The organism is Pseudomonas benzopyrenica (assembly GCF_036884265.1).
Classification (GTDB): Bacteria; Pseudomonadota; Gammaproteobacteria; order Pseudomonadales; family Pseudomonadaceae; genus Chryseomonas; species Chryseomonas benzopyrenica.
Genome location: NZ_CP145723.1, coordinates 1,832,846 through 1,852,783, shown reverse-complemented (window position 1 = coordinate 1,852,783; position 19,938 = coordinate 1,832,846). Strand labels below are relative to the sequence as shown.

Sequence of the window (19,938 nt, the reverse complement as noted above, 5' to 3'; positions counted from 1 at the left end):
GGCGCAGCAGGTTGCGGGTAATGAAGAAACCGAGCAGGCCGACGGCCAGCAGGGTCACCAAGGCGATGCCGATGGAGAGGACGGTGGCCTGGCTCATGGTACGGCCGGCGACCTGCGCCTGCTCGCTGCCGAGCTTCTGGTTGTAACTGCGGTGCGCATCGAGGGCATCGCCGACATGGTCGATCACCTTGCGCTGCTCGCCGAGGATGCGTTTGACGTCCTCGTCCTGGCTCGCTCGCGACAGAGGCAACACCGTTGCCACCAGATCGTTCAGGGCCACGATGGCCTGGCGATCGTCCTGCAGCATGCGCCGATCGGCTTCGTCGGAGATCAGCGGCTCATAGTCCTTGAGCGCCTTTTCGGTCAGTTGCTGGGCCTCGGTCAGTTCCTTCTCGGCCTCGCGCGTGGCGACGTCGCCGTCCGCGGCCAGGTGGCGGTAGATGCCGGTGATGATGTCGGCCGAATGGGCATCGATGGCATCGATGCCCAGGATCGACGGTACGGTGTTGTCGTTGCCGTAGTTGGCGCGGTCGTACACCTGGCTCAACTGCTGGTAGGCGATACCCGCGAGCAGGATGATGCCCAGCAGCGCGGAGAGCACCAGCAGGGACATGCGTTTGGTAACGGTCATGTATTCTTATTCCTTGTCGATCAGGCCGGTACGGCGGCGTGGGCGGAGACGGTGGTGGACGAAGCCTCGCCGATCAACCCGGGCACGCTGAGGATCAGCGCCACGGCGCCGCTGCCGAGGATGGTGAAGCCGCCCAGGCTGCGGTTGTGGTCGAACAACGGACCGAGAGGCTTGATCACGGTCTGGAATTCACCGAGCAGCTGATCGACCACCAGACCGGCGCGCTGGCCGGCGTAGCGCACCACCACCACGTTCTGGCGCCGCGGCGGCGCTTCCTCGATGGCGAACAGCTGGCGCAGGCGCAGCACCGGCAGCACCTCGCCGCGCAGGTCGAGATAGTCGTTGCCGCTGGCCTGGACGCTGGCCGCCTCGGTCAATTCGATGCACTCCTCCACCGCTTCCAGGGGCACCACGTAGGCGGCCTTGCCAACGCCGATGAGGAAGCCGTCGATGATCGCCAGGGTCAGCGGCAGGCGGATCGTTACCGTGGTGCCCCGGCCCTCCTCGCTGGTGAGGTCGACGCTGCCGCGCAGGGCGGTGATGTTCTTTTTCACCACGTCCATGCCGACGCCGCGACCCGACAGGTTGCTGATCTGCTCGGCGGTGGAGAAACCCGGCTCGAAGATCAGGTTGAACACCTCCTTGTCGCCCAGCACCTGGCCTTCGCTGATCAGGCCGCGCTCGGTCGCCTTGCGCAGGATGCGCTCGCGCGACAGACCGCCACCGTCATCGGTGACTTCGATGACGATGCTGCTCGACTCGTGATAGGCGTTGAGGCCCACGGTGCCCTGGGCCGGCTTGCCGCGGGCCAGGCGCAATTCGGCGGATTCGATGCCATGGTCCATGGCGTTGCGAATCAGGTGGGTCAGCGGATCGCCGATCTTTTCCACCACGGTCTTGTCCAGCTCGGTATCGCCGCCGCTGATGCGCAGGGCGATGTCCTTGCCGATTTCCTTGGAGACGTCGCGCACCACGCGCTGGAAGCGGTTAAAGGTGGTGCCGATCTGCACCATGCGCAGGGTCAGGGCGGTATCCCGCACCTCCTCGACCAGGCGCGACAGCACCCCGGTGGATTCCACCAGGGTGGTCAGGCCGCTCTGCTGAGCGATCAGCTGGGTGCCGGCACCGGCGATGATGAGTTCGCCAATGAGGTCGATGAGCTGGTCGAGCTTGGTGGCGTCGATACGGATCAGTTGGCCTTCGCTGGCTGGCGCCCGCTGTTCCTTGATCTTGCGCTGCTTGTTCAGGGCCGCGTCCACCACCGGCGGATTGACCAGTTGGGCCTCGACCAAGACCTCGCCGATGGGCTTGCGCGGCACCGCCGGATCGGCCTGGCGGCGCAGCACCTCGTCCAGCTCGGTGGCGGTCAGGGTGCCGCAGCGCACCAGGATTTCGCCCAGGCGCAGGTCTTCCTCGGGCAGGTCGTCGATCAGTTGGCAATAGTCGCTGCTGCGGCTGTGCGGCGGCAGGATGCGGATCTGGCTGTCTTCGCGGACGAATTCGAAGGCCGCCTCGATGGTTTCCTTGTCGGCGTCGCTGTCGAACGCGACCTCGAAGCCCAGGTAGCAGGTTTCCGGATCCATCTCGGCGGCGGTCGGAATGGCATCGAACAGGGTAACGATGTTGACGATGCGGCCGAAGGTATTGAGGTAGCGCACGAAGGCCAGCGGATCCATGCCATTGCGCAGCATGTCCGGGCCGAAGCGCAGCGACAGGTGCCAATGGCCAGCGGCCACGCCATCCACCGGTGTCACCAGGGCGCGCGCCACGGCGGTCGGCTGGGCCGCCTGGGCGCTCGGCTGCAGATAATGCTCCAGGCGCTGCACCAGAGCGGCGCCCACGGCCTGGAAGTCGGCCTCCGGCTCGCTGCCGGACGACACCCGGGCAATCAGGCCATTGAGGTGGTCGCAAACCTCCAGGAACAGTGCCGACAGCGTCTCGTCGAACGCCATTTCACCACTGCGGATGCGATCGAGCACGCTTTCGGCGACATGGGTGAAGGCCACCACATGGTCCAGGCCGAACAGCCCCGCCGAACCCTTGATGGTATGGGCGGCGCGAAAGATGGCGTTGATCAGCTCGGCGTCATCCGGCGCCTGCTCGATCTGCAGCAGGGCGGCCTCCATCTGCTGCAACAGCTCCTCGCTCTCGGCGATGAACGTCTTGAGGATCTCGTCCATGTTCATGCGGCCACCTCCTGCGCGGCAGCCGCGGTAAAGAAGTCGGCGAGACCTGCCAGCTCCAGCAATTCGGTGACGGCGGGGCTGGGATCGACCAGCTCGAGACTACCCCCCAACCGTTGCGCCTCACGATGGGCCAGCAGCAGCAACTGCAGCCCGGCCGAATCGAATTCATCGACCTCGGCCAGCTCCAACGCCACGGTGCCCCCGGCGGCCAGGGGCTCCATCAGCAGCGGCTTGCTGTCCGCCGCGGTGTAGATGGTCAGCGGCCCGGAGAAGGGCAACCGGGTACGAATGACGTCGTTCATGGGTAGCCTCCAGGGCTATCAGGGCATGATCAGCTTGGAAACCGCTGCCAGCATCTGTGCGGGCTGGAACGGCTTGACCATCCAGGCCTTGGCCCCAGCGGCCTGGCCGGCGGCCTTCTTGGCGGCGTCGGATTCGGTGGTGAGCATGATCACCGGAGTGAACTTGTAAGCGGGCAGCTTCTTGGCCGCGGTGACGAAGGTGATGCCGTCCATGTTGGGCATGTTCACGTCACTGATGATCAGGTGCACCTTGCGACCGTCCAGCTTGGTCAGGGCATCGCGACCGTCACAGCCCTCGATGACGTCGTAGCCCGCGCTTTTCAGCGTCATGGACACCACCTGGCGGATGGAGATGGAGTCGTCGACGATCAGAATGGTCTTGTTGCTCATGGCAGCTTTCCTTAGAAGAAGGTGATATCGGATTCGGCAGCGGCGGCGGCCGGTCGCTTGCCGTGGTGCACGGCGACCTGCTCGGCCATGGTGTAGGTACGGGCCAGCTCGGCGAGCCAGCCCTTGGTGTCGAGGGGCGGCAGCGGCTGGCCGCTGGCGGCCAGGGCGCGACGCTCGATCACCAGGCGCTCGAGGCGGGCCTGGTCGTCGCGGATGTGGCCGAGCATCTGGCTGACGCGATCCTGGAACTGCAGGGCGACCAGCACCTCGGCGATGGCGCCGCCCACGGCCGCGGCGTTGTCGGCCAGGGCATCGCTGCGCTCGACCACGTCGCGGGTGGTGCCGCCAAAGCTACCGATGACCTGTTCGATGGTCTCGCCGGACTGGTTCAGGGTGCCGGTGTCGCGCTCGGCGTGGAGTTGCGACAGCTCCAGGGTGCGGGCGATGGCGCCATTCACCGTTTCCACGGTTTCGCCGATCTTCTGCCCGGTGTCGCCGGACAACGTGGACAGCTTGCGGACCTCGTCGGCGACCACGGCGAAACCGCGCCCGGCTTCACCGGCACGCGCGGCTTCGATGGCGGCGTTGAGGGCCAGCAGGTTGGTCTGGCGGGCCACGTCGCCGACGTCCTTGGCCATGCTCTTGAGTTGCTCGGTCAGGCCGGCCAAGCCGTTGACCTCGGTGAGCAACGCCCCCTTGCTCGACAGCGCCTCACGCAGCGACTGCAGGATGCCGTCCAACTGGTTCTGGCTGCTGGCCATCAGGCTGACCAGGCGATCGCCACTGCCGTGATCGTTGCCAGCGACGCTGTGGATACGGTCCGCCAGCTCGGCGAAGCGACTGGTCAGACTGACGATTTCCTGCTCGGTATGGACGCGCGCGGCTTCGATCTGCTCGGACCACACTGGCAGCACGGCTACACAGAGGGCTTCGAGAGCTTCGTCCCGGCCGCTGACCGGGCTCTGGTGGATGGCCTGACCGGCAGACCGCTCGACCTGCCGTGCCTGAGCGCGACGCAGCTGCCAGAAGCCCAGGCCCATGGCCAGGACCACCTGGGTGGCACTCAGGGCCAGGGTGGTCGCAGTGACACCGCCCGCGTACAGGATCGCGCCGGTGCCACAGGCACCCAGCAATGCAGGGGTGAAGGTAAAGTCGACGAGCGAAGGCGAGGAAGGGGCGTGTTCCACAGGAAGATACCGGTCTAGACGCCAGCGAAGGCGGGAAGGTGTGACCGGGTTATCAGCTCTGGAACGCTAAACTTTAGCCACGGACGGATAACTTATTGTAATAGCTTAGTGCCACTACAAGTTTTTCCGCCAGCTTTTTTCAGAGTTCGTCGCGCCGTTTGGCCCGTGCTAGACGGCCTGCCATGGCTCCCGCCTCTTCCAGAACCTCTCGTACATAGCCCAGATGCAGGCTCGCTGCCTCGCGCGCGCGTTCGGCTTCACCCGCGACAATGGCTTGGTAGAGCGTCCGGTGCTGTTCCAGCAAGCGCTCGCGGGTTTCGCCACGCTGCGCCTGCATGCCGCCGATATTGGTCACCATGTGATGCCGCAGCAGTTCGAACAGGCTGCGAATGCTGTGCAGGTAGACGGCGTTGTGGCTGGCCTCGGCGATGGCCAGGTGAAAAGCCGCATCGGCCTCGCCCTCCTCTTCCCGAGCCAGGGTCTCCCGCCGCCGATAGCAATCTTCCAGTCGTTCCCAGGCCAGGGTCAGTCGCGCCAGATCAGGCTCGGTGGCCCGTTGCGCAGCGTAGTAGGCGCAGGCGCTTTCCAGGGTATGGCGAAATTCCAGCAGGTCGCGCCGGGTTTCCTCGCGGCTTTCCAACAGCGGCAGCAGCGGATCGGTGAAGGCACTGTTGAGCGCCTCGGTGACATAGGTACCGCCGCCCTGGCGGCTGAGCAGCAGTCCCCGCGCTACCAGTTTCTGGATGGCCTCACGCAGGGACGGTCGCGACACCCCGAAGCGCTCGGCCAGCACCCGCTCGGCTGGTAGGCGCTCGCCAGGTCGCAGGGAACCCTCGGCGATCAGCGCCTCGAGATTCTTGACGATGTCGTCGGACAGACGACGTTGCTTTACCGGTTCGAACCCCATGAAAAACCTCGAAAAATGCCGCGGACAGCAGCGGCCGTCCGCCGGGTGGAAGGGATGGGCCGACGAAAGTCGCACATCAAGGGGTTTGACAGAGGCAAAGACCCCGCTTAACGTGCGTGAAGTCGCCCTTGTAAATTGGTCTTACCAATTTTTGCCACAGGTCGCGATCTTGTGCAACCCCGTCCTGCCGCCTCCCTACAAAAACAATCAAGGAGCACCCGATGGAAACCTGGCAACAGATCTATCTCCCCCTTGGCAGCCTTGGCCTTTCGGCCTTCGTCGCCGCCTTGCCCATTCTGTTCTTTTTTGTCGCCCTCGCCGGCCTGAGACTCAAGGGCCACGTCGCGGGCGCCTTGACCTTGGCGCTCGCCCTGGCCATCGCGCTGCTCGTCTACCGCATGCCGGTGGACAAGGCGCTGGCCTCGGCCGGCTACGGTTTCCTCTACGGCCTCTGGCCCATCGCCTGGATCATCGTCACGGCGGTGTTCCTCTACAAGCTGACGGTCAAGTGCGGCCAGTTCGACATCATCCGCAGCTCGGTGCTGTCGATCACCGACGATCAACGCCTGCAGGTGCTGCTGATCGGCTTCTGCTTTGGCGCCTTCCTGGAGGGTGCGGCCGGTTTCGGCGCGCCGGTGGCCATCACCGCTGCGCTGCTGGTGGGCCTGGGCCACAATCCGCTGAAGGCGGCCGGGCTCTGCCTGATCGCCAACACCGCGCCGGTGGCCTTCGGCGCCCTGGGCATCCCGACCATCGTCGCCGGCCAGGTGACCGGCATCGACGCCTTCAAGATCGGCGCCATGACCGGTCGCCAGCTGCCACTGTTGGCGTTGCTGATACCGCTGTGGCTGATGTTCATGATGGATGGCATGCGTGGCCTGCGGGAAACCTGGAAACCGGCGCTGATCTGCGGTGGCACCTTCGCGGTGGTCCAGTACCTGACCTCCAACTTCCTCGGCCCAGAACTGCCTGACATCACCTCGTCTCTGGCTGCCATGATCGCCCTCACCGGCTACCTCAAACTGAACCAACCGCAGCAGGCCACTGCCGGTGCCAACACCGTGGTGAGCGGCGGCGGCGCAGCTGCGCTAGGCGGTGGTGCAGGCTTCGGCCAAGGCGGTCGCCTGCCACCGGAGCATTCGCTGGGCACCGTGATCAAGGCCTGGTCACCCTTCCTGATCCTGACCGTGATCGTCACCCTCTGGACCACCAAGGCCTTCAAGGCACTGTTCGCCACCGGCGGCGCCCTCTATGCTCTGGTGATCAACGTCCCAGTGCCCTATCTGGACAAGCTGGTGATCAAGACACTGCCGATCGTGGCCACCCCGACGCCCATGCCGGCGGTCTACAAGCTCGACCTGCTGTCGGCCTCGGGCACGGCCATCCTGATTTCCGCCTTGATCTCCATGGCCATCTTCCGCATCAAGCCCTCGACCGCCCTGGGTGTGTTCAAGGAAACCCTGGTGGAACTGCGCAAGCCGATCCTGTCCATCGGACTGGTGCTGGCCTTTGCCTTCGTCGTCAACTATTCGGGCATGTCCACCACCCTGGCCCTGTTGCTCGCCGGCACGGGCGCGCTGTTCCCCTTCTTCTCGCCGCTGTTGGGCTGGCTGGGGGTATTCCTGACCGGTTCGGATACCTCTTCCAACGCCCTGTTCGGCTCGCTGCAGGCGACCACCGCGCACCAGATCGGCGTTTCCGACACCCTGCTGGTGGCCGCCAACAGCTCCGGCGGCGTGACCGGCAAGATGATCTCGCCGCAGTCCATCGCCGTGGCTTGCGCTGCCACCGGGATGGTGGGCAAGGAGTCCGACCTGTTCCGCTTCACCGTGCGCCACAGTATCGGCTTCGCCATCCTGGTCGGCTTCATCACCCTGGCGCAGGCCTATGTGTTCACCGGGATGCTGGTGCACTGATAGCGCGTTTCCCGGCGGCGGCTCAGGCCATCGCCGGTCCTCTTATTACCGGGCTAACCCGGAGTGACGCCTGATGAACGATCTTTTCTACAACGCCGCCCCCAACGCCACTCGTACCGCGCCGCCCCTGGCGCCGCCACGGACCTATCCGCAGCAGAAACCGACCCAGGTCTATCTGTTCGGCACTTGCGTGGTCGACCTTTTCTATCCCGAAGCCGGCCTGGACAGCATCCGCCTGCTGGAGCGCGAGGGCATCCGCGTGCATTTTCCCCAAGCGCAGAGTTGCTGCGGCCAGCCGGCCTACACCTCGGGCTACACCGAGGAAGCCCGTGCCGTAGCCCGCGCCCAGCTGGCGCTCTTCGCCGAACCCTGGCCGGTGGTGGTGCCCTCCGGCTCCTGCGCCGGCATGCTGCGCCATCATTATGCCGAGCTGTTCGCCGACGAGCCGGAGACCTTGCGCCAGGCGCTCGACCTGGCCGAACGCACCTATGAACTGGCGGAATTCCTGCTCAACGTCTGCCAGGTCGACTACCAGGACCGCGGCGCCCCGACCAAGGTGGCCCTGCACACCTCCTGCAGCGCTCGGCGCGAGATGCAGACCCACCTGCACGGCCGCGCCCTGCTCAGCCAGTTGGCGGCCGTGGAGCGCGCCGACCATGATCACGAGAGCGAATGCTGCGGTTTTGGCGGCACCTTCTCGGTACGCATGCCGGACATCTCCGGTGCCATGGTGGCGGACAAGACCCGCGCCCTGCAGGACAGCGGTGCCGCTCAGGTGCTCACCGCCGACTGCGGTTGCCTGATGAACATCAACGGCGCCTTGGAAAAGCAACGCGCCGCCTTGCGTGGCGAACACCTGGCGAGCTTTCTCTGGCGCCGTATCGGAGGTGCAGCGTGAACGAGATGCTGAAGATTCCCCTTACCGACATTAGCGAGTCGCCGCCCTTCAAGACGCGTGCGCGTCAGGCCCTGGGCGACGACCAGCTCAGGCGCAACTTCCGCACGGCCATGGATTCGCTGATGACCAAGCGGCTGGCCAGCATGAGCGACGCCGACGAGCGCGAGCGCCTGCGCGAGTTGGGTAATCGCATCCGGGCCCGGGCGCTGTCCAAGCTGCCGGATCTGCTGGAGCGGCTGGAAGCCAATCTCAGACGCAATGGCGTCCAGGTGCACTGGGCCGAGACCACGGCCGAGGCCAACGCCATCGTCCAGGGGATCGCCGAGCGCCATGCGGCCAAACTGCTGATCAAGGGCAAGTCCATGGTCAGCGAAGAGATGGACATGAACCACGTCCTCGGCGCCCAGGGCATCGACTGCCTCGAGTCGGACATGGGCGAGTACATCATCCAGCTCGCCGGGGAGAAGCCCTCGCACATCATCATGCCGGCCATCCACCTCAACCGGCAGCAGGTGGGCACCCTCTTCCACGAGCACCTGGCCGAGCCCTACACCACCGATGTCGATGAACTCATCCAGACCGGCCGGCGGGTATTGCGGCAGAAATTCTTCGAGGCCGACATCGGCATCTCCGGCGTGAACTTCGCCGTGGCCGAGACCGGCACCCTGTTGCTGGTGGAAAACGAGGGCAACGGGCGAATGTCGACCACGGTGCCGCCCGTACATATCGCCGTGACCGGGATCGAGAAGGTGGTGGAAAACCTCAGAGACGTGGTGCCCCTGCTGTCGCTGCTGACCCGCTCGGCGCTGGGTCAGCCCATCACCACCTACGTCAACATGATCTCCGGGCCGCGCAAGGCCGAGGAACTGGACGGGCCGCGCGAGGTGCACCTGGTGCTGTTGGACAACGGTCGCAGCCAGGCCTTCGCCGACAGCGAATTGCGCCAGACCCTCAACTGTATCCGCTGCGGCGCCTGCATGAACCACTGCCCGGTCTATACCCGTATCGGTGGCCACGCCTATGGCGAGGTCTATCCCGGCCCCATCGGCGCCATCATCACCCCGCATCTGGTCGGCTTGGAACGGGCGCCCGATCACCCCAGCGCCTCTTCGCTGTGTGGCGCCTGCGGCGAGGTCTGCCCGGTCAAGATCCCGATTCCGGCGCTGTTGCGGCGCCTGCGCGAAGAGAACGTCAAGGCTCCCGAAGCCGAGCCGCACCTGCTGCGCGGCCAGGGCAGCAAGTTCTCCGCCCGCGAGCGCTGGACCTGGCATGCCTGGCAGAACCTCTACACCTCGCCGCTGCTCTATCGCGGCTTCAGCTACCTGGCCACCCGCTTCGGCCGCTTCACCCCGGGCCAACTCGGGCCCTGGACCGAGCACCACAGCGCGCCCAAGCCAGCGAAGCGCTCGCTCCACGAACTGGCCCGCGAACACCTGGAGAACCGCCCATGAGCGCCCGCGACAACATCCTCGCCAAGCTGCGTGGCAGTCTGCAGGGTACCCAGCCCCTGGCCGACAACTTCGACGAAGCCCTGGTGACCGAGCCCTGGCGCTACCCACCCACGGAGCGCGTCGCCCGTCTGCGGACCCTGATGGAAATGGTGCATACCGAGACGCACCTGACCACCACGGCGGACTGGCCGGCGCAGGTGGAGCGCGTCCTCGCCGAACGAGGTCTGGATCAGCTGTTGATCGCCCCCGGCACGCCGCATGGCGCGCGCCTGGTGGAGCGCTGGCAGGACCAAGACCAGCCGCGCTGGAAGGCCTATGACCGCCCCGTGGAAGAGTGGAAGGCCGAACTGTTCAACGACACCCCGGCGAGCCTCACCGGCACCCTCGGCGCCCTGGCCTCCACCGGCAGCCTGGTGCTCTGGCCGGATCGCCAGGAACCGCGGCTGATGAGCCTGGTGCCGCCGTTGCACATCGCCCTGCTCAGGGCCAGCACCGTGGTCGACAACTTCTATGAGTTGCAGCAACAACACCGCTGGCAGGATGGCATGCCGACCAACGCCCTCCTGATCTCCGGACCATCCAAGACCGCCGACATCGAGCAGGTGCTGGCCTATGGCGCCCATGGGCCCAAGGACCTGGTGGTGCTGATCGTCGAGGACGAGTGAGGGTTTTGCCCCCTCTCCCCAAGGGAGAGGGAGCGGTCCAGCTCACGGCGTAAGTTGGGCTGAGCGCAGCGAAGCCCGACAGAGCCCAGCCTCGATGAATACCCTGTTGGGCTTCGACGATGAAGCTGTCTCAGCCCAACCTACGGTCCTCGCTGCAAAAGGAACACCGTAGGTTGGGTTGAGCGTTAGCGAAGCCCAACAGAGCCTAGCTTCGTGCGGGTCCTGTTGGGCTTCGACGATGGAGCCGTCTCAATCCAACCTATGAGCATTATGGCCAAAGAGTCATCGTAGGTTGGGTTGAGCGCAGCGAAGCCCAACGATCTCCCCCTCACTCCAGCTGACCAACCCGCTGCGGATCCGGCCAGAACAACGCCGCCTGCCCCAACCGCTGTCCGTCGACATCGAGCAGATTCCAGACCACGCCGGCATGGATCTGGAAGGCCTCACCGTCTCGATCGACCCGCCAGCCTTCATAGCCACTGGCATAACCCTGGCGCCCCACCGCCTCCATCAGGCGCTGACGCTCGTCCCGGTCCTTGGGCGAGGCGCTGAAGCGCGACGGCATGCCGAGAAACTCGGCGCGGGGATAGCCGAAGCAGCACAAGGCCTGGTGGTTGGCGTAGCAGAACAGCGGATCCTGTTCGATGCCGTGTGCCAGCAGGGCATATGGCGCCCTTTCGTGCAGCCACGTCAGAACGTCGGCCTGAGACAGGCCGGCAGGCCGCGGCAGCGGTTGGCCGAGCCAGTGGTGGTAGGAGGCGTCCAGCAGTGGAAGCAAACTGAGATCGGTAGCGGACAAACCGGTAGCTCCTTGGCGAGGGATCACCATTCAAGAGCAACCCGACGGGCTTGGGAAGCCCAGGGCCACCGCGGCAGGACGCCACGGCAGCCCGCAGGCGCGGTTTACTTCACCGCGGTCAGGTCGATGCGCACCACGCTTTCCGGCGCGGTGTTCATGTATTCCTTGTCGAAGGGCGTCTTCACCGTCGCATACAGCGTCTGGCCATCCGGACTCACCAGCAGGCTGTTGGGATTGGGCTTGAGGTCGTAGGCCTTCTTCTCGGCGTAGGTGGTGGCGTCCAAGATCAGCAGCCGACCGGTCTCGCGCTGAGTGATGTACAGCTCGTTACGCGTGGTATTGAGCTTGATGGCCAGGGCATCGCCCACCGGCAGACGCTTGATCACCTTGCCGCTGCGGATATCGAAGACCAGCACGGTCTTGGCTTCGGAATTGTCGGTAACGAACAACTGGTGGTTCGCGCGATCCTCGGCCAGATTCAGCAGCAGGTACTTGCCGCCATCGCCCGGGGTCCAGCGGTGCTCGATCTTGCGGGTACGCGGATTGATCACCAGCACTTCCCCGCTGCCATTGGCCGCATAGAGACGCCCGGTATCCTCGGAGTACAGCAGGCCGGTCACCCACTTGCCGGCATTGGGAATGCGCGCCTTGAGGGTCAGGGTCTTGGCGTCCACCACCCAGATCACGCCCGGATCGCCAACGCCGCCGACATACAGCAGACCGTCATGCAGGATGACCTGGCGCGGATTGACCGGATGGCCGTCGCGGCCCATCTCGTTGAATTTCAGGCGCTTCTCCACCTTGCCGGTGCGCAGGTCGATGCGGCTCAGACCACCATCCAGGGAGTTGGTGACGAACAGCGTCTCACCACTGGCGTCGGTGGTCAGGGCGAAATTCTTCAGATCGGTGTGGATCTGCCCGGTGATGGCCAGGGTCGCCGGGTCCAGCTGATAGATCACCCCGCCGGTGACGCCCTTGGTCAGTTGGGCGGTCGCAGCATAGACCGACTGCTTGGCCGGACTGTAGGCCAGTTCATAGACGCCGTAACCCAGCTCGATGCGCTTGAGTTCAGCGGGCGCCTGGGGCGGGGCCGGTTGCGCGGCCACGGGAGCCGGCGCGGGTGGCGGTGGCGTCGGTGCCTCCGGGCGATTGGAACAGGCGGCCACTGCCAGGGACAGTAGCGCCATGGCGCCCAGCGTCGAGACCTTGTTGAAAGACACCGCCATTTGCTTCTCCTAGGGACGAGGTACGAGAGATCAGGACAATCCTGAAATGATAAACGTTCGCACTATGCCCAAGGAGAACAGGTCAGACAAGGCCGAAAAATTTCAGCCTCTCACCTGATACGGGTCGTCATCCCCTGCCCCTCCGCTCTGGCCCAGGGTTTTCAGTCGTCCCTGACGATCCAGGCGAAAGCGCGAGAAATCCTCCGCTAGGTGCAGGTCGCCGCTATAGCAAGCCGCCGCCTCCTGGCGCAGCTCCTCGATGGAGGGCGAACGCCCCACAGCGGCCTGGTAGCGCGGACTGAAATGGGTGAGCAGCAAGGCGGGTAGCCCCTGCGCCTCGGCAAAGCGAGCGACCCCGGCCGCACTGCTGTGGCCCCAGCTCTGCCCGGTCTTGTCGATCTGCGCCTGGGCGTAGGTGGCTTCATGGACCAGCACCTGAGCGCCCCGGCAGGCCTCCGCCAGCAGCGCAGGATCGTCATTGTCCCCCGCCACCACCAGCCGCCGCTCCCCATGGGCCGCCTGCAGGAAGTCGGCGCTGCGCAGCAACCGGCCCTCGTGCGGCACATCCTCGCCTCCATGCAATCTTCCCCAGAGTGGGCCGCGCGGTACCTGGGCAGCCGCCAGGGCTGCCGGATCCAGCCGTTGCGGTCGGCGGGTCTCGCGGAAGCGAAAGGCGTGGCTGGGCACCCGATGGGAAAGCGCGAAGGCGTCGATATCCCAGGCGCCCACGGCAAGCCCGGTGAAACCTTCCAGGGCATGGAACTGCAACTCGAAGGGCAGGTGCAGCGCGGTCAGGGCCTGGGTAGCGGCCAGCCAGTCCTGTACCGCCTGGGGCGCGATCAGCACCAGCGGCTGGCTGCGTCCGGTCATGGCGGCGCTGGCCAGCAGCCCCGGCAGGCCATAGCAGTGGTCGCCGTGCACATGGGTGATGCAGATGGCGCGCAGGTCCGCCGCCGACAGCGGCGTGCGCAGCAGCTGGTGCTGGGTGGCCTCGCCACAATCGACGAGAAACCAGCCCTTGCCCTGGTCCTCGATCAGGGCAAGGGCCGAGACATTGCGCCGCCGGGTCGGCACCCCGGCCGAGGTGCCGAGAAACAAGAGGTCCATGGAGGCTCCAGGCAAAAGACCAGTCTAGCGTGGCTGCCCCGCTGTCGCCCGAGCAACAGCGGCCAGGCACTCCTGCTGCCGGCCAGGCAGGCCAGGCCCGGCAAACCCCGAGAACGCGGGCCTTTTCGCCCTGGCAACGCTCTTGCAAAGCCTCTGGCGTCGCCCCTACATCCGCCGAGGACCACCATGAATCTGCCCATTCGCCACCTGCCGCCTGCCCGCGCGGAAAGCCCGGACTACGAACAACTGGCTGCCCGCTTCCGCCCGATCTTTACCCGCATCGCCGAGGGTGCCCTGGAGCGCGAACGCAACCGCAACCTGCCCTATGCCCCCATCGCCTGGCTCAAGGAGGCCGGCTTCGGTGCCGTGCGGGTGCCCGTGGCATTCGGTGGCGCCGGCGCCAGCCTGCCGCAACTGGTCCAACTGCTGATCGAGCTGGCGGCTGCTGACAGCAATCTCCCCCAGGCCCTGCGCGGCCACTTCGCCTTTGTCGAGGATCGCCTCAACGCCCACGCCAGTGCCTCCCAGCAGATCTGGTTCGAGCGCTTCGTCGCCAGTGACCTGGTGGGCAATGCCTGGACCGAGATCGGCACGGTCAAGCTTGGCGAGGTCATCACCCGGGTCAGCCGTAAGAACGGCGAGTGGCGTCTCAACGGCACCAAGTACTACAGCACCGGCAGCCTGTTCGCCGACTGGATCGACGTCTACGCCCAGCGTGACGACACCGGCGGGGACGTCATCGCCGCCATTCGCACCGACCAACCGGGCGTGCGTCAGTCCGACGACTGGGACGGCTTCGGCCAGCGCACCACGGCCAGCGGCACCTCGGTGTTCGAGGATGTCGTCGTGGAACCCGACAACCTCATCGACTTCGCTACCCGCTTCAAGTACCAGACCGCCTTCTACCAGTTGGTGCTGCTGGCGGTGATCACCGGCAGCGGCCAGGCGGCCGTGCGCGAATTCGCCGGTGAAGTGCGCGGTCGTACCCGGATATACAGCCACGGCAATGCCAGCGCGGCCAGTGCCGACCCTCAGGTGCAACAGGTAGTCGGCAAGGCCTCGGCCTTCGTCTATGCCGCCGAGGCGGCGACCCTGGCAGCCGCCGTTGCGGCCCAGGCCGCCTTCGAGGCCCGCTATGCCGGGGATGCCGCCGCCGAGCACGACGCCAACGTGGCGGCGGAACTGGAATCGGCCCAGGCGCAATCAGCGGTCGCCGAGCTGGTGCTGCGCGCCACCAGCGATCTGTTCAATGCCCTGGGCGCCTCGGCCACCAGCACCCGCAAGGGGCTCGATCGCCACTGGCGCAACGCCCGCACCGCCGCCTCGCACAATCCACTGATCTACAAGGAGCGCATCGTCGGCGCCTGGGAGATCGAGGGCAGCGAACCGCCCTTCGTCTGGCAGATCGGCGGCGGCAGCAAGCAGGGCTGACGTCGAGTGACCACCTGAATGCACAACGGCAACCCCAAGGTTGCCGTTGTGCATTCAGCGCGCTGGATCAGTTCGACAGCTGGCGGGCGAACCGTCCCACGGCCCCAACCACCCGCTGGGCGCCGTCCTGGATCTCCACGATCACCTGCCCGGCCTGCCCGGCCAGTTCCAGGCCCTGCTCGGCCTGGCGCCGGCCATTCTCGATCACCGTCACCGCTTCGCCGGCCAGTTGCTGGTTCTGTTGCACCACCCCGACGATCTCCTCGGTCGCCTTGCTGGTGCGCGAGGCCAGTTGCCGGACCTCGTCGGCCACCACGGCGAAGCCGCGGCCCTGCTCGCCGGCCCGGGCCGCTTCGATGGCCGCGTTGAGAGCCAGCAGGTTGGTCTGCTCGGCGATGCCGCTGATGGTCTTGATAATGGTGCCGATCACCTGGGACTGATTGTCCAGCGCCTCGATGCCCTTCACCGCCTCCTGCATCTGGGTAGCCAGGGCACGCATGACGTCCACCGTCTGCTGCGCCACTGCCGCGCCTTTGCGGGCGGTGTCATCGGTATGCCGGGAAGTCTCGAAGGCCACGCTGGCGGCTTCGGACACCGCTTGCTCCTGGTGAACCTGATCGGTGATCACGGTGGCGAACTTGACCACCTTGTACAGGCGATCATGGGCATCGATCACCGGGTTGTAGGAGGCTTCCAGCCAGACATCGCGACCGTGGGCATCCAGCCGTTTGAAGCGATCCACGACGAATTCGCCGCGACGCAGGCGCGCCCAGAACTGCCCATAGGCGTCGGAGTTGGCCTCGGCTGGCTCGCAGAACAGCCGGTGGTGCTTACCCTTGATCTGCGCCAGGGAATAACCCATGGCCTGCAGGAATCGGTCATTGGCATCGAGCACCTCACCGTCGAGGTTGAACTCGATGACCGCCGTGGAGCGACGCAAGGCCTTGAGCAGGCTTTCGTGCTCGCGGGAGGTTTCGATGGTTCGAGTCAGGTTATTGCAGAACAACCGAAAGCGCGTCACCTGGCCCTGGCTATCATGGAAGGGATGCAGGATGCCTCTTAACCAGGCTTCCTGGCCGTCGCCACGCAGGAGATGCAGGGCACCGCTGTAGGGCTCACCGCGACTTAGACTCTGCTGCAGGCGCCGGCTGTACTCCTGGTTCCGAACGTGTGCCGGAATCAACTCGGCCAGGGGGCGGCCCAGCAAATCCGCGGCCCGCAGCCCCATCTCCTTTTCGAAATTGGCGTTCACGGAGGTGATGCACCCCCTGCCGTCCAGCTCCAGGCCGATCATCTCCACATCGAGTTCGGCTTTCAGTCGCTTGAAGGAATCCACCTGCTCGCGGAGACGTTGCAATTCTTGTTTTAGTCCCTTGTTAAACATGACACGCCCCTGGTCGGGAGATTGAGTTAACTCGGTGTCGGCAGCCAATGGTCAGGTCTTAAACTCGATGGTCAAGGAAATGACCAGGCGGTCAGAATGCAAGATGGGTGGCATCGAGCCATTAACTAATAACAAAAAAATATTTCAAACCAGGGCTTACTCAGCATTACGTTCTAACGCCTGCCAGATCCGTCTACGCTAAGAGTTCCCCATGTCCGACTCGCTGCTGGAACCACTCGCCCCCCTGCTGACCCTGTTCGCCGCCACGGCCGTGGAACGGGATCGTCAGGGTGGTACCCCCAAAACCGAGCGGGACGCCTTGCGCCAGAGTGGCCTGCTGGCCTTGAGCATTCCCGTCGAACTGGGGGGCCTGGGCGCGCCCTGGGACCAGACGCTGGAGGCGGTGCGTCGACTGGCCCGGGTCGACAGCTCCCTGGCCCATGTCTTCGGCTTCCACCATCTGCTGCTGGCCACCGCCCAGCTGTTCGGCCAGCCCGCGCAATGGCGTCCCTGGCTGGAAAGCACCGCCCGCGACACCCTGTTCTGGGGTAACGCCCTTAATCCCCTGGATCGCCGTACCCTCGCACGCCGCAGCGGCGACGCCTGGCAGGTGGATGGCCAAAAGAGCTTTTGCAGTGGCGCCCTGGACTCCGATCTGCTGCTGCTTTCGGCCCTGGAAAACGACGACAACGGGCGCCTGCTGATCGCCGTGGTCCCCACCGGCCGTGCCGGTATCCAGCTGTTCGACGACTGGGACAACAACGGCCAGCGCCAGACCGACAGCGGCAGCGCCCGCTTCGACGCCGTGCGTGTCGAACAGCGGGAATGGCTGCTCGACCCCGGCCCCCTGAGCACGCCCTTCGCCTGCCTGCGGCCGCTGCTGGCCCAGCTGATCTTCGCCAACATCTTTCTCGGCCTGGCCGAAGGTGCCTTCGCCGAGGCGCGCCGCTACACCACCACCCAGGCGCGCCCCTGGTTCAAGTCCCCGGCGGCAAGTGCCAACCAAGATCCCTACATCCTGCGTCACTACGGCGAGTTCTGGGTGGCCCTGGAAAGCAGCCGCCTGCTGGTGGAGCGGGCCAATGGCGCCTTCGCCCAGGCCTGGCAACAGGGACCGGCCCTCACCGCCGAAGTCCGCGGCGAACTGGCCATCGCCATCGCCACCGCCAAGGTCGCCACCAGTCGCCACGGTCTCGATCTCGCCAGTCGGCTGTTCGAAGTCGGCGGCGCCCGGGCCACCGCCGGCGCCCTGCGGCTGGATCGCTACTGGCGCAACCTGCGCACCCAGACCCTGCACGATCCGCTCGACTACAAGCTGCACGAACTGGGCGACTGGGCCCTCAACGATGTCCTGCCCACCCCCAGCTTCTACTCCTGAGGAACCCGCGATGACCCTGCTGACCCTGACCCGCACGCCCGAGGTGCCCCGCTACCGGGCGACCGCCCAGGTCTTCGCCGACCCGAAATCACGAGACCTGCTCGCCCATCTGGAAAAGATCGCGCCGAGCGATGCCAGTGTGCTGGTGATCGGCGAGACCGGTACCGGCAAGGAGCTGATCGCCCGGCATATCCATGCCTTGAGCCACCGCCATGCCGGCCCCTTCGTCGCCGTCAACTGCGGCGCCTTCGCCGAGAGCCTGGTCGAGGCGGAGTTGTTCGGTCACGAAAAAGGCGCCTTCACCGGTGCCCTGGCTGCCCGCGCCGGCTGGTTCGAGGAAGCCAACGGCGGCACCCTGTTTCTCGACGAGATCGGCGATCTGCCGCTGTCGGTGCAGGTCAAGCTGCTGCGCGTATTGCAGGAGCGCGAGGTGGTGCGACTGGGTTCTCGGCGCAGCGTGGCCCTGAACGTGCGCATCATCGCCGCGACCAACGTCCCGCTGGAGCGAGCGGTGGCCGAAGGAAGCTTTCGCGAGGACCTCTGGTATCGCCTCAATGTGGTCAGCCTGCCGCTGCTGCCCTTGCGCCAGCGCCAGGGCGATATCTTGCCGCTGGCCCGGCACTTCCTCCACGCCTATGCCCAGGCGCCGGTCTCCCTGACACCGGCGGCGGAGCGACGCCTGCTGGAACACCCGTGGCCGGGCAATATCCGCGAGCTGGAAAACACCCTGCAGCACGCCCTGCTGCTCAAACCCCAGGGCCAGCTGGAAGCCACTGACCTGTCGTTCGTCCAGCGGCCCAGCCTCGTTCCACCAGCGCCTCGGCCGGTCGAAACGGCGCCGGTGGACAGCCTGCTGACCGAGGCCTTCGCCCAGTTGTTCGAAGAGCAACCGGAGGCCCTGCACGAGCGCGTCGAGGCTGCCCTGGTGCGCGCGGCCTATCGCTTCTGCCATCGCAACCAGGTCCATACCGCGCGCCTGCTGGGGCTGAGTCGCAACGTCACCCGTGCCCACCTGATCCGTATCGGCGAACTGGTGGTCAATCATCGCCGTCCACTCGTGGCCCGGCCTGAACGCGAGATGCGCTTCTCCATCTGAGCCGGTCCGCCCAGCTGGGGTACCCGCGTGCCGAGGCGCCCCTTACACTGGGGTTTTGCCCCGCGAGGCCCCGCATGACCGCCCGAACCCTGCTGCACCGTCACCCCGCCCGGCGCGACGATATCGGCGATCTCCAGACCCGGCGCCCGCTACCGGGTCCCGGCCTGCACCACCTGGATCCCTTTCTCTTCCTCAATCACCACGGTCCCCAGGTGTATCCGCCGCACAACGCCGGCCTGCCCTTCGGCCCCCACCCCCATCGCGGATTCGAGACGGTGACCTTCATCCTGGCCGGTTCGCTCGCCCACCGCGACAGCGGCGGCCACGAGAGCGTGATCGAAGCCGGTGGCATCCAGTGGATGACCGCTGGCAGGGGCCTGGTCCATGCCGAGCTGTCGCCTGCCGCCTTCAAGCGCGACGGCGGCGACCTGGAGATCCTGCAGCTGTGGATCAATCTCCCCGCTCGCCTCAAGTTCACGCCGCCGGCCTACCACGGCGTCCCGGCTGCGAACCTGCCGCTGATCGAGGCGGATGACGGCCGGGTACGCCTCCGCCTGGCATCAGGTAGCCATCAGGGCATCCGGGGCGCGGTGGCGACGCCAACCCCTATCACCCTGATGACCGTCGAGATCGCGCCAGGGGGCCGCGCCACCCTGCCCGCCCCGTCCGGCGCCACCGTGTTCTGCTACGGCGTCCGTGGCAGCCTGCAGATCGGTGGCCAGGAAGAAGCGCCGTGGCAGCTGTTCCAGTTCGCCGACGACGGCGACCAGGTCGAAGTCGCTAGTCGCGACGGCGCGGTACTGCTCTATGGGCATGCGGCGCCCTTTGCCGAACCCATCGTCGCCCACGGCCCCTTCGTCATGAACAGCGCCGAGGAGATCCGCCAGGCAATCCGCGACTATCAGGCGGGCCTGTTCGGCGAGGTGCCGGAGTGAGTCAGCCATAAGAGCACGCTCAGGCTAGAATCCGGCTTTTGCCGGGAGC

The 19,938-nt window shown here is 65.9% G+C and carries 16 protein-coding genes and 3 pseudogenes; 8 read left to right on the top strand and 11 right to left on the bottom strand.

Annotated features, from left to right (window positions below; translation table 11 throughout):
• Nucleotides 1-178 precede the first annotated feature (178 nt).
• The 6 genes and pseudogenes from V6W80_RS24020 to V6W80_RS08600 form a co-directional block, all read right to left on the bottom strand.
• Nucleotides 179-613: pseudogene (locus V6W80_RS24020) on the bottom strand (MCP four helix bundle domain-containing protein); the annotation flags it as partial.
• Nucleotides 614-651: 38 nt separating this feature from the next.
• On the bottom strand, nt 652-2,817 hold the full coding sequence (locus V6W80_RS08620) for a chemotaxis protein CheA (RefSeq protein WP_093249242.1): 2,166 nt from the start codon (nt 2,815-2,817) through the stop codon (nt 652-654).
• Nucleotides 2,814-3,119: an STAS domain-containing protein gene (locus V6W80_RS08615; protein WP_338546613.1), complete on the bottom strand. Its 306-nt coding sequence runs from the start codon at nt 3,117-3,119 to the stop codon at nt 2,814-2,816. The genes V6W80_RS08620 and V6W80_RS08615 overlap by 4 nt, the downstream gene beginning before the upstream one ends.
• A gap of 18 nt (nt 3,120-3,137) precedes the next feature.
• Nucleotides 3,138-3,509, bottom strand: coding sequence for a response regulator (locus V6W80_RS08610; protein WP_007162125.1), 372 nt, complete (start codon nt 3,507-3,509; stop codon nt 3,138-3,140).
• Between the two features lie 11 nt (nt 3,510-3,520).
• A complete protein-coding gene (locus V6W80_RS24015) occupies nt 3,521-4,270 on the bottom strand; it encodes a methyl-accepting chemotaxis protein (RefSeq protein WP_237509594.1) in 750 nt (249 codons plus the stop codon).
• Nucleotides 4,271-4,835: 565 nt separating this feature from the next.
• Complete coding sequence (locus V6W80_RS08600) at nt 4,836-5,603, bottom strand: FCD domain-containing protein (protein WP_064307183.1); 768 nt, start codon at nt 5,601-5,603, stop codon at nt 4,836-4,838.
• A 221-nt stretch (nt 5,604-5,824) separates the two neighbouring features.
• Here V6W80_RS08600 and V6W80_RS08595 point away from each other — a divergent pair, with 221 nt between their 5' ends.
• The 4 genes from V6W80_RS08595 to V6W80_RS08580 all read left to right on the top strand — a co-directional run bounded on the left by V6W80_RS08595 (nt 5,825) and on the right by V6W80_RS08580 (nt 10,533).
• Complete coding sequence (locus V6W80_RS08595) at nt 5,825-7,519, top strand: lactate permease LctP family transporter (RefSeq protein WP_338546611.1); 1,695 nt, start codon at nt 5,825-5,827, stop codon at nt 7,517-7,519.
• A 73-nt stretch (nt 7,520-7,592) separates the two neighbouring features.
• Nucleotides 7,593-8,417 (top strand): (Fe-S)-binding protein, encoded by an 825-nt coding sequence (locus tag V6W80_RS08590; RefSeq protein ID WP_338546610.1) that lies wholly within the window; start codon nt 7,593-7,595, stop codon nt 8,415-8,417.
• A 5-nt stretch (nt 8,418-8,422) separates the two neighbouring features.
• The gene (locus tag V6W80_RS08585) at nt 8,423-9,868 is read left to right on the top strand and encodes a LutB/LldF family L-lactate oxidation iron-sulfur protein (RefSeq protein ID WP_338547388.1); all 1,446 of its coding nucleotides are present in this window, start codon (nt 8,423-8,425) and stop codon (nt 9,866-9,868) included.
• Nucleotides 9,865-10,533: a LutC/YkgG family protein gene (locus V6W80_RS08580; RefSeq protein WP_184290940.1), complete on the top strand. Its 669-nt coding sequence runs from the start codon at nt 9,865-9,867 to the stop codon at nt 10,531-10,533. Before V6W80_RS08585 ends, V6W80_RS08580 begins: the two co-directional genes overlap by 4 nt.
• A gap of 328 nt (nt 10,534-10,861) precedes the next feature.
• Here V6W80_RS08580 and V6W80_RS08575 read toward each other — a convergent pair whose 3' ends face one another.
• The 3 genes from V6W80_RS08575 to V6W80_RS08565 all read right to left on the bottom strand — a co-directional run bounded on the left by V6W80_RS08575 (nt 10,862) and on the right by V6W80_RS08565 (nt 13,665).
• A complete protein-coding gene (locus V6W80_RS08575) occupies nt 10,862-11,332 on the bottom strand; it encodes an MEKHLA domain-containing protein (RefSeq protein WP_257706289.1) in 471 nt (156 codons plus the stop codon).
• A gap of 104 nt (nt 11,333-11,436) precedes the next feature.
• A complete protein-coding gene (locus tag V6W80_RS08570; protein ID WP_017642743.1) occupies nt 11,437-12,558 on the bottom strand; it encodes a YncE family protein in 1,122 nt (373 codons plus the stop codon).
• A gap of 102 nt (nt 12,559-12,660) precedes the next feature.
• Nucleotides 12,661-13,665: a ribonuclease Z gene (locus tag V6W80_RS08565; RefSeq protein WP_068384855.1), complete on the bottom strand. Its 1,005-nt coding sequence runs from the start codon at nt 13,663-13,665 to the stop codon at nt 12,661-12,663.
• 186 nt (nt 13,666-13,851) lie between these two features.
• Here V6W80_RS08565 and V6W80_RS08560 point away from each other — a divergent pair, with 186 nt between their 5' ends.
• Nucleotides 13,852-15,096, top strand: a complete 1,245-nt coding sequence (locus V6W80_RS08560) for an acyl-CoA dehydrogenase family protein (RefSeq protein WP_338546609.1) — start codon at nt 13,852-13,854, stop codon at nt 15,094-15,096.
• 67 nt (nt 15,097-15,163) lie between these two features.
• On the opposite strand, the pseudogene V6W80_RS24010 reads toward V6W80_RS08560, so the two are convergent.
• Together V6W80_RS24010 and V6W80_RS24005 are read right to left on the bottom strand one after the other, a co-directional pair.
• Nucleotides 15,164-15,553 (bottom strand): annotated as a pseudogene (locus V6W80_RS24010) (methyl-accepting chemotaxis protein); the annotation flags it as partial.
• A 198-nt stretch (nt 15,554-15,751) separates the two neighbouring features.
• Nucleotides 15,752-16,324, bottom strand: a pseudogene (locus tag V6W80_RS24005) (PAS domain-containing protein); the annotation flags it as partial.
• Nucleotides 16,325-16,691: 367 nt separating this feature from the next.
• Between V6W80_RS24005 and V6W80_RS08550 the strand changes: the two are divergent.
• The 3 genes from V6W80_RS08550 to V6W80_RS08540 all read left to right on the top strand — a co-directional run bounded on the left by V6W80_RS08550 (nt 16,692) and on the right by V6W80_RS08540 (nt 19,889).
• Complete coding sequence (locus V6W80_RS08550; protein WP_338546606.1) at nt 16,692-17,858, top strand: acyl-CoA dehydrogenase family protein; 1,167 nt, start codon at nt 16,692-16,694, stop codon at nt 17,856-17,858.
• Between the two features lie 10 nt (nt 17,859-17,868).
• Nucleotides 17,869-18,954: a sigma-54 interaction domain-containing protein gene (locus tag V6W80_RS08545; RefSeq protein WP_338546605.1), complete on the top strand. Its 1,086-nt coding sequence runs from the start codon at nt 17,869-17,871 to the stop codon at nt 18,952-18,954.
• Between the two features lie 74 nt (nt 18,955-19,028).
• Nucleotides 19,029-19,889 (top strand): pirin family protein, encoded by an 861-nt coding sequence (locus V6W80_RS08540; protein ID WP_338546603.1) that lies wholly within the window; start codon nt 19,029-19,031, stop codon nt 19,887-19,889.
• Nucleotides 19,890-19,938: the final 49 nt, after the last annotated feature.

Bases quoted from the DNA above. Each gene is read 5' to 3' on its own strand.
- V6W80_RS08610 (WP_007162125.1), bottom strand. From the start codon at position 3,509: ATGAGCAACAAGACCATTCTGATCGTCGACGACTCCATCTCCATCCGC.
- V6W80_RS08540 (WP_338546603.1), top strand. From the start codon at position 19,029: ATGACCGCCCGAACCCTGCTGCACCGTCACCCCGCCCGGCGCGACGAT.
- V6W80_RS08550 (WP_338546606.1), top strand. From the start codon at position 16,692: ATGTCCGACTCGCTGCTGGAACCACTCGCCCCCCTGCTGACCCTGTTC.
- V6W80_RS08545 (WP_338546605.1), top strand. From the start codon at position 17,869: ATGACCCTGCTGACCCTGACCCGCACGCCCGAGGTGCCCCGCTACCGG.
- V6W80_RS24015 (WP_237509594.1), bottom strand. From the start codon at position 4,270: ATGGCCAGCAGCCAGAACCAGTTGGACGGCATCCTGCAGTCGCTGCGT.
- V6W80_RS08570 (WP_017642743.1), bottom strand. From the start codon at position 12,558: ATGGCGGTGTCTTTCAACAAGGTCTCGACGCTGGGCGCCATGGCGCTA.
- V6W80_RS08620 (WP_093249242.1), bottom strand. From the start codon at position 2,817: ATGAACATGGACGAGATCCTCAAGACGTTCATCGCCGAGAGCGAGGAG.
- V6W80_RS08585 (WP_338547388.1), top strand. From the start codon at position 8,423: ATGCTGAAGATTCCCCTTACCGACATTAGCGAGTCGCCGCCCTTCAAG.
- V6W80_RS08615 (WP_338546613.1), bottom strand. From the start codon at position 3,119: ATGAACGACGTCATTCGTACCCGGTTGCCCTTCTCCGGGCCGCTGACC.
- V6W80_RS08590 (WP_338546610.1), top strand. From the start codon at position 7,593: ATGAACGATCTTTTCTACAACGCCGCCCCCAACGCCACTCGTACCGCG.
- V6W80_RS08580 (WP_184290940.1), top strand. From the start codon at position 9,865: ATGAGCGCCCGCGACAACATCCTCGCCAAGCTGCGTGGCAGTCTGCAG.
- V6W80_RS08600 (WP_064307183.1), bottom strand. From the start codon at position 5,603: ATGGGGTTCGAACCGGTAAAGCAACGTCGTCTGTCCGACGACATCGTC.
- V6W80_RS08565 (WP_068384855.1), bottom strand. From the start codon at position 13,665: ATGGACCTCTTGTTTCTCGGCACCTCGGCCGGGGTGCCGACCCGGCGG.
- V6W80_RS08595 (WP_338546611.1), top strand. From the start codon at position 5,825: ATGGAAACCTGGCAACAGATCTATCTCCCCCTTGGCAGCCTTGGCCTT.
- V6W80_RS08560 (WP_338546609.1), top strand. From the start codon at position 13,852: ATGAATCTGCCCATTCGCCACCTGCCGCCTGCCCGCGCGGAAAGCCCG.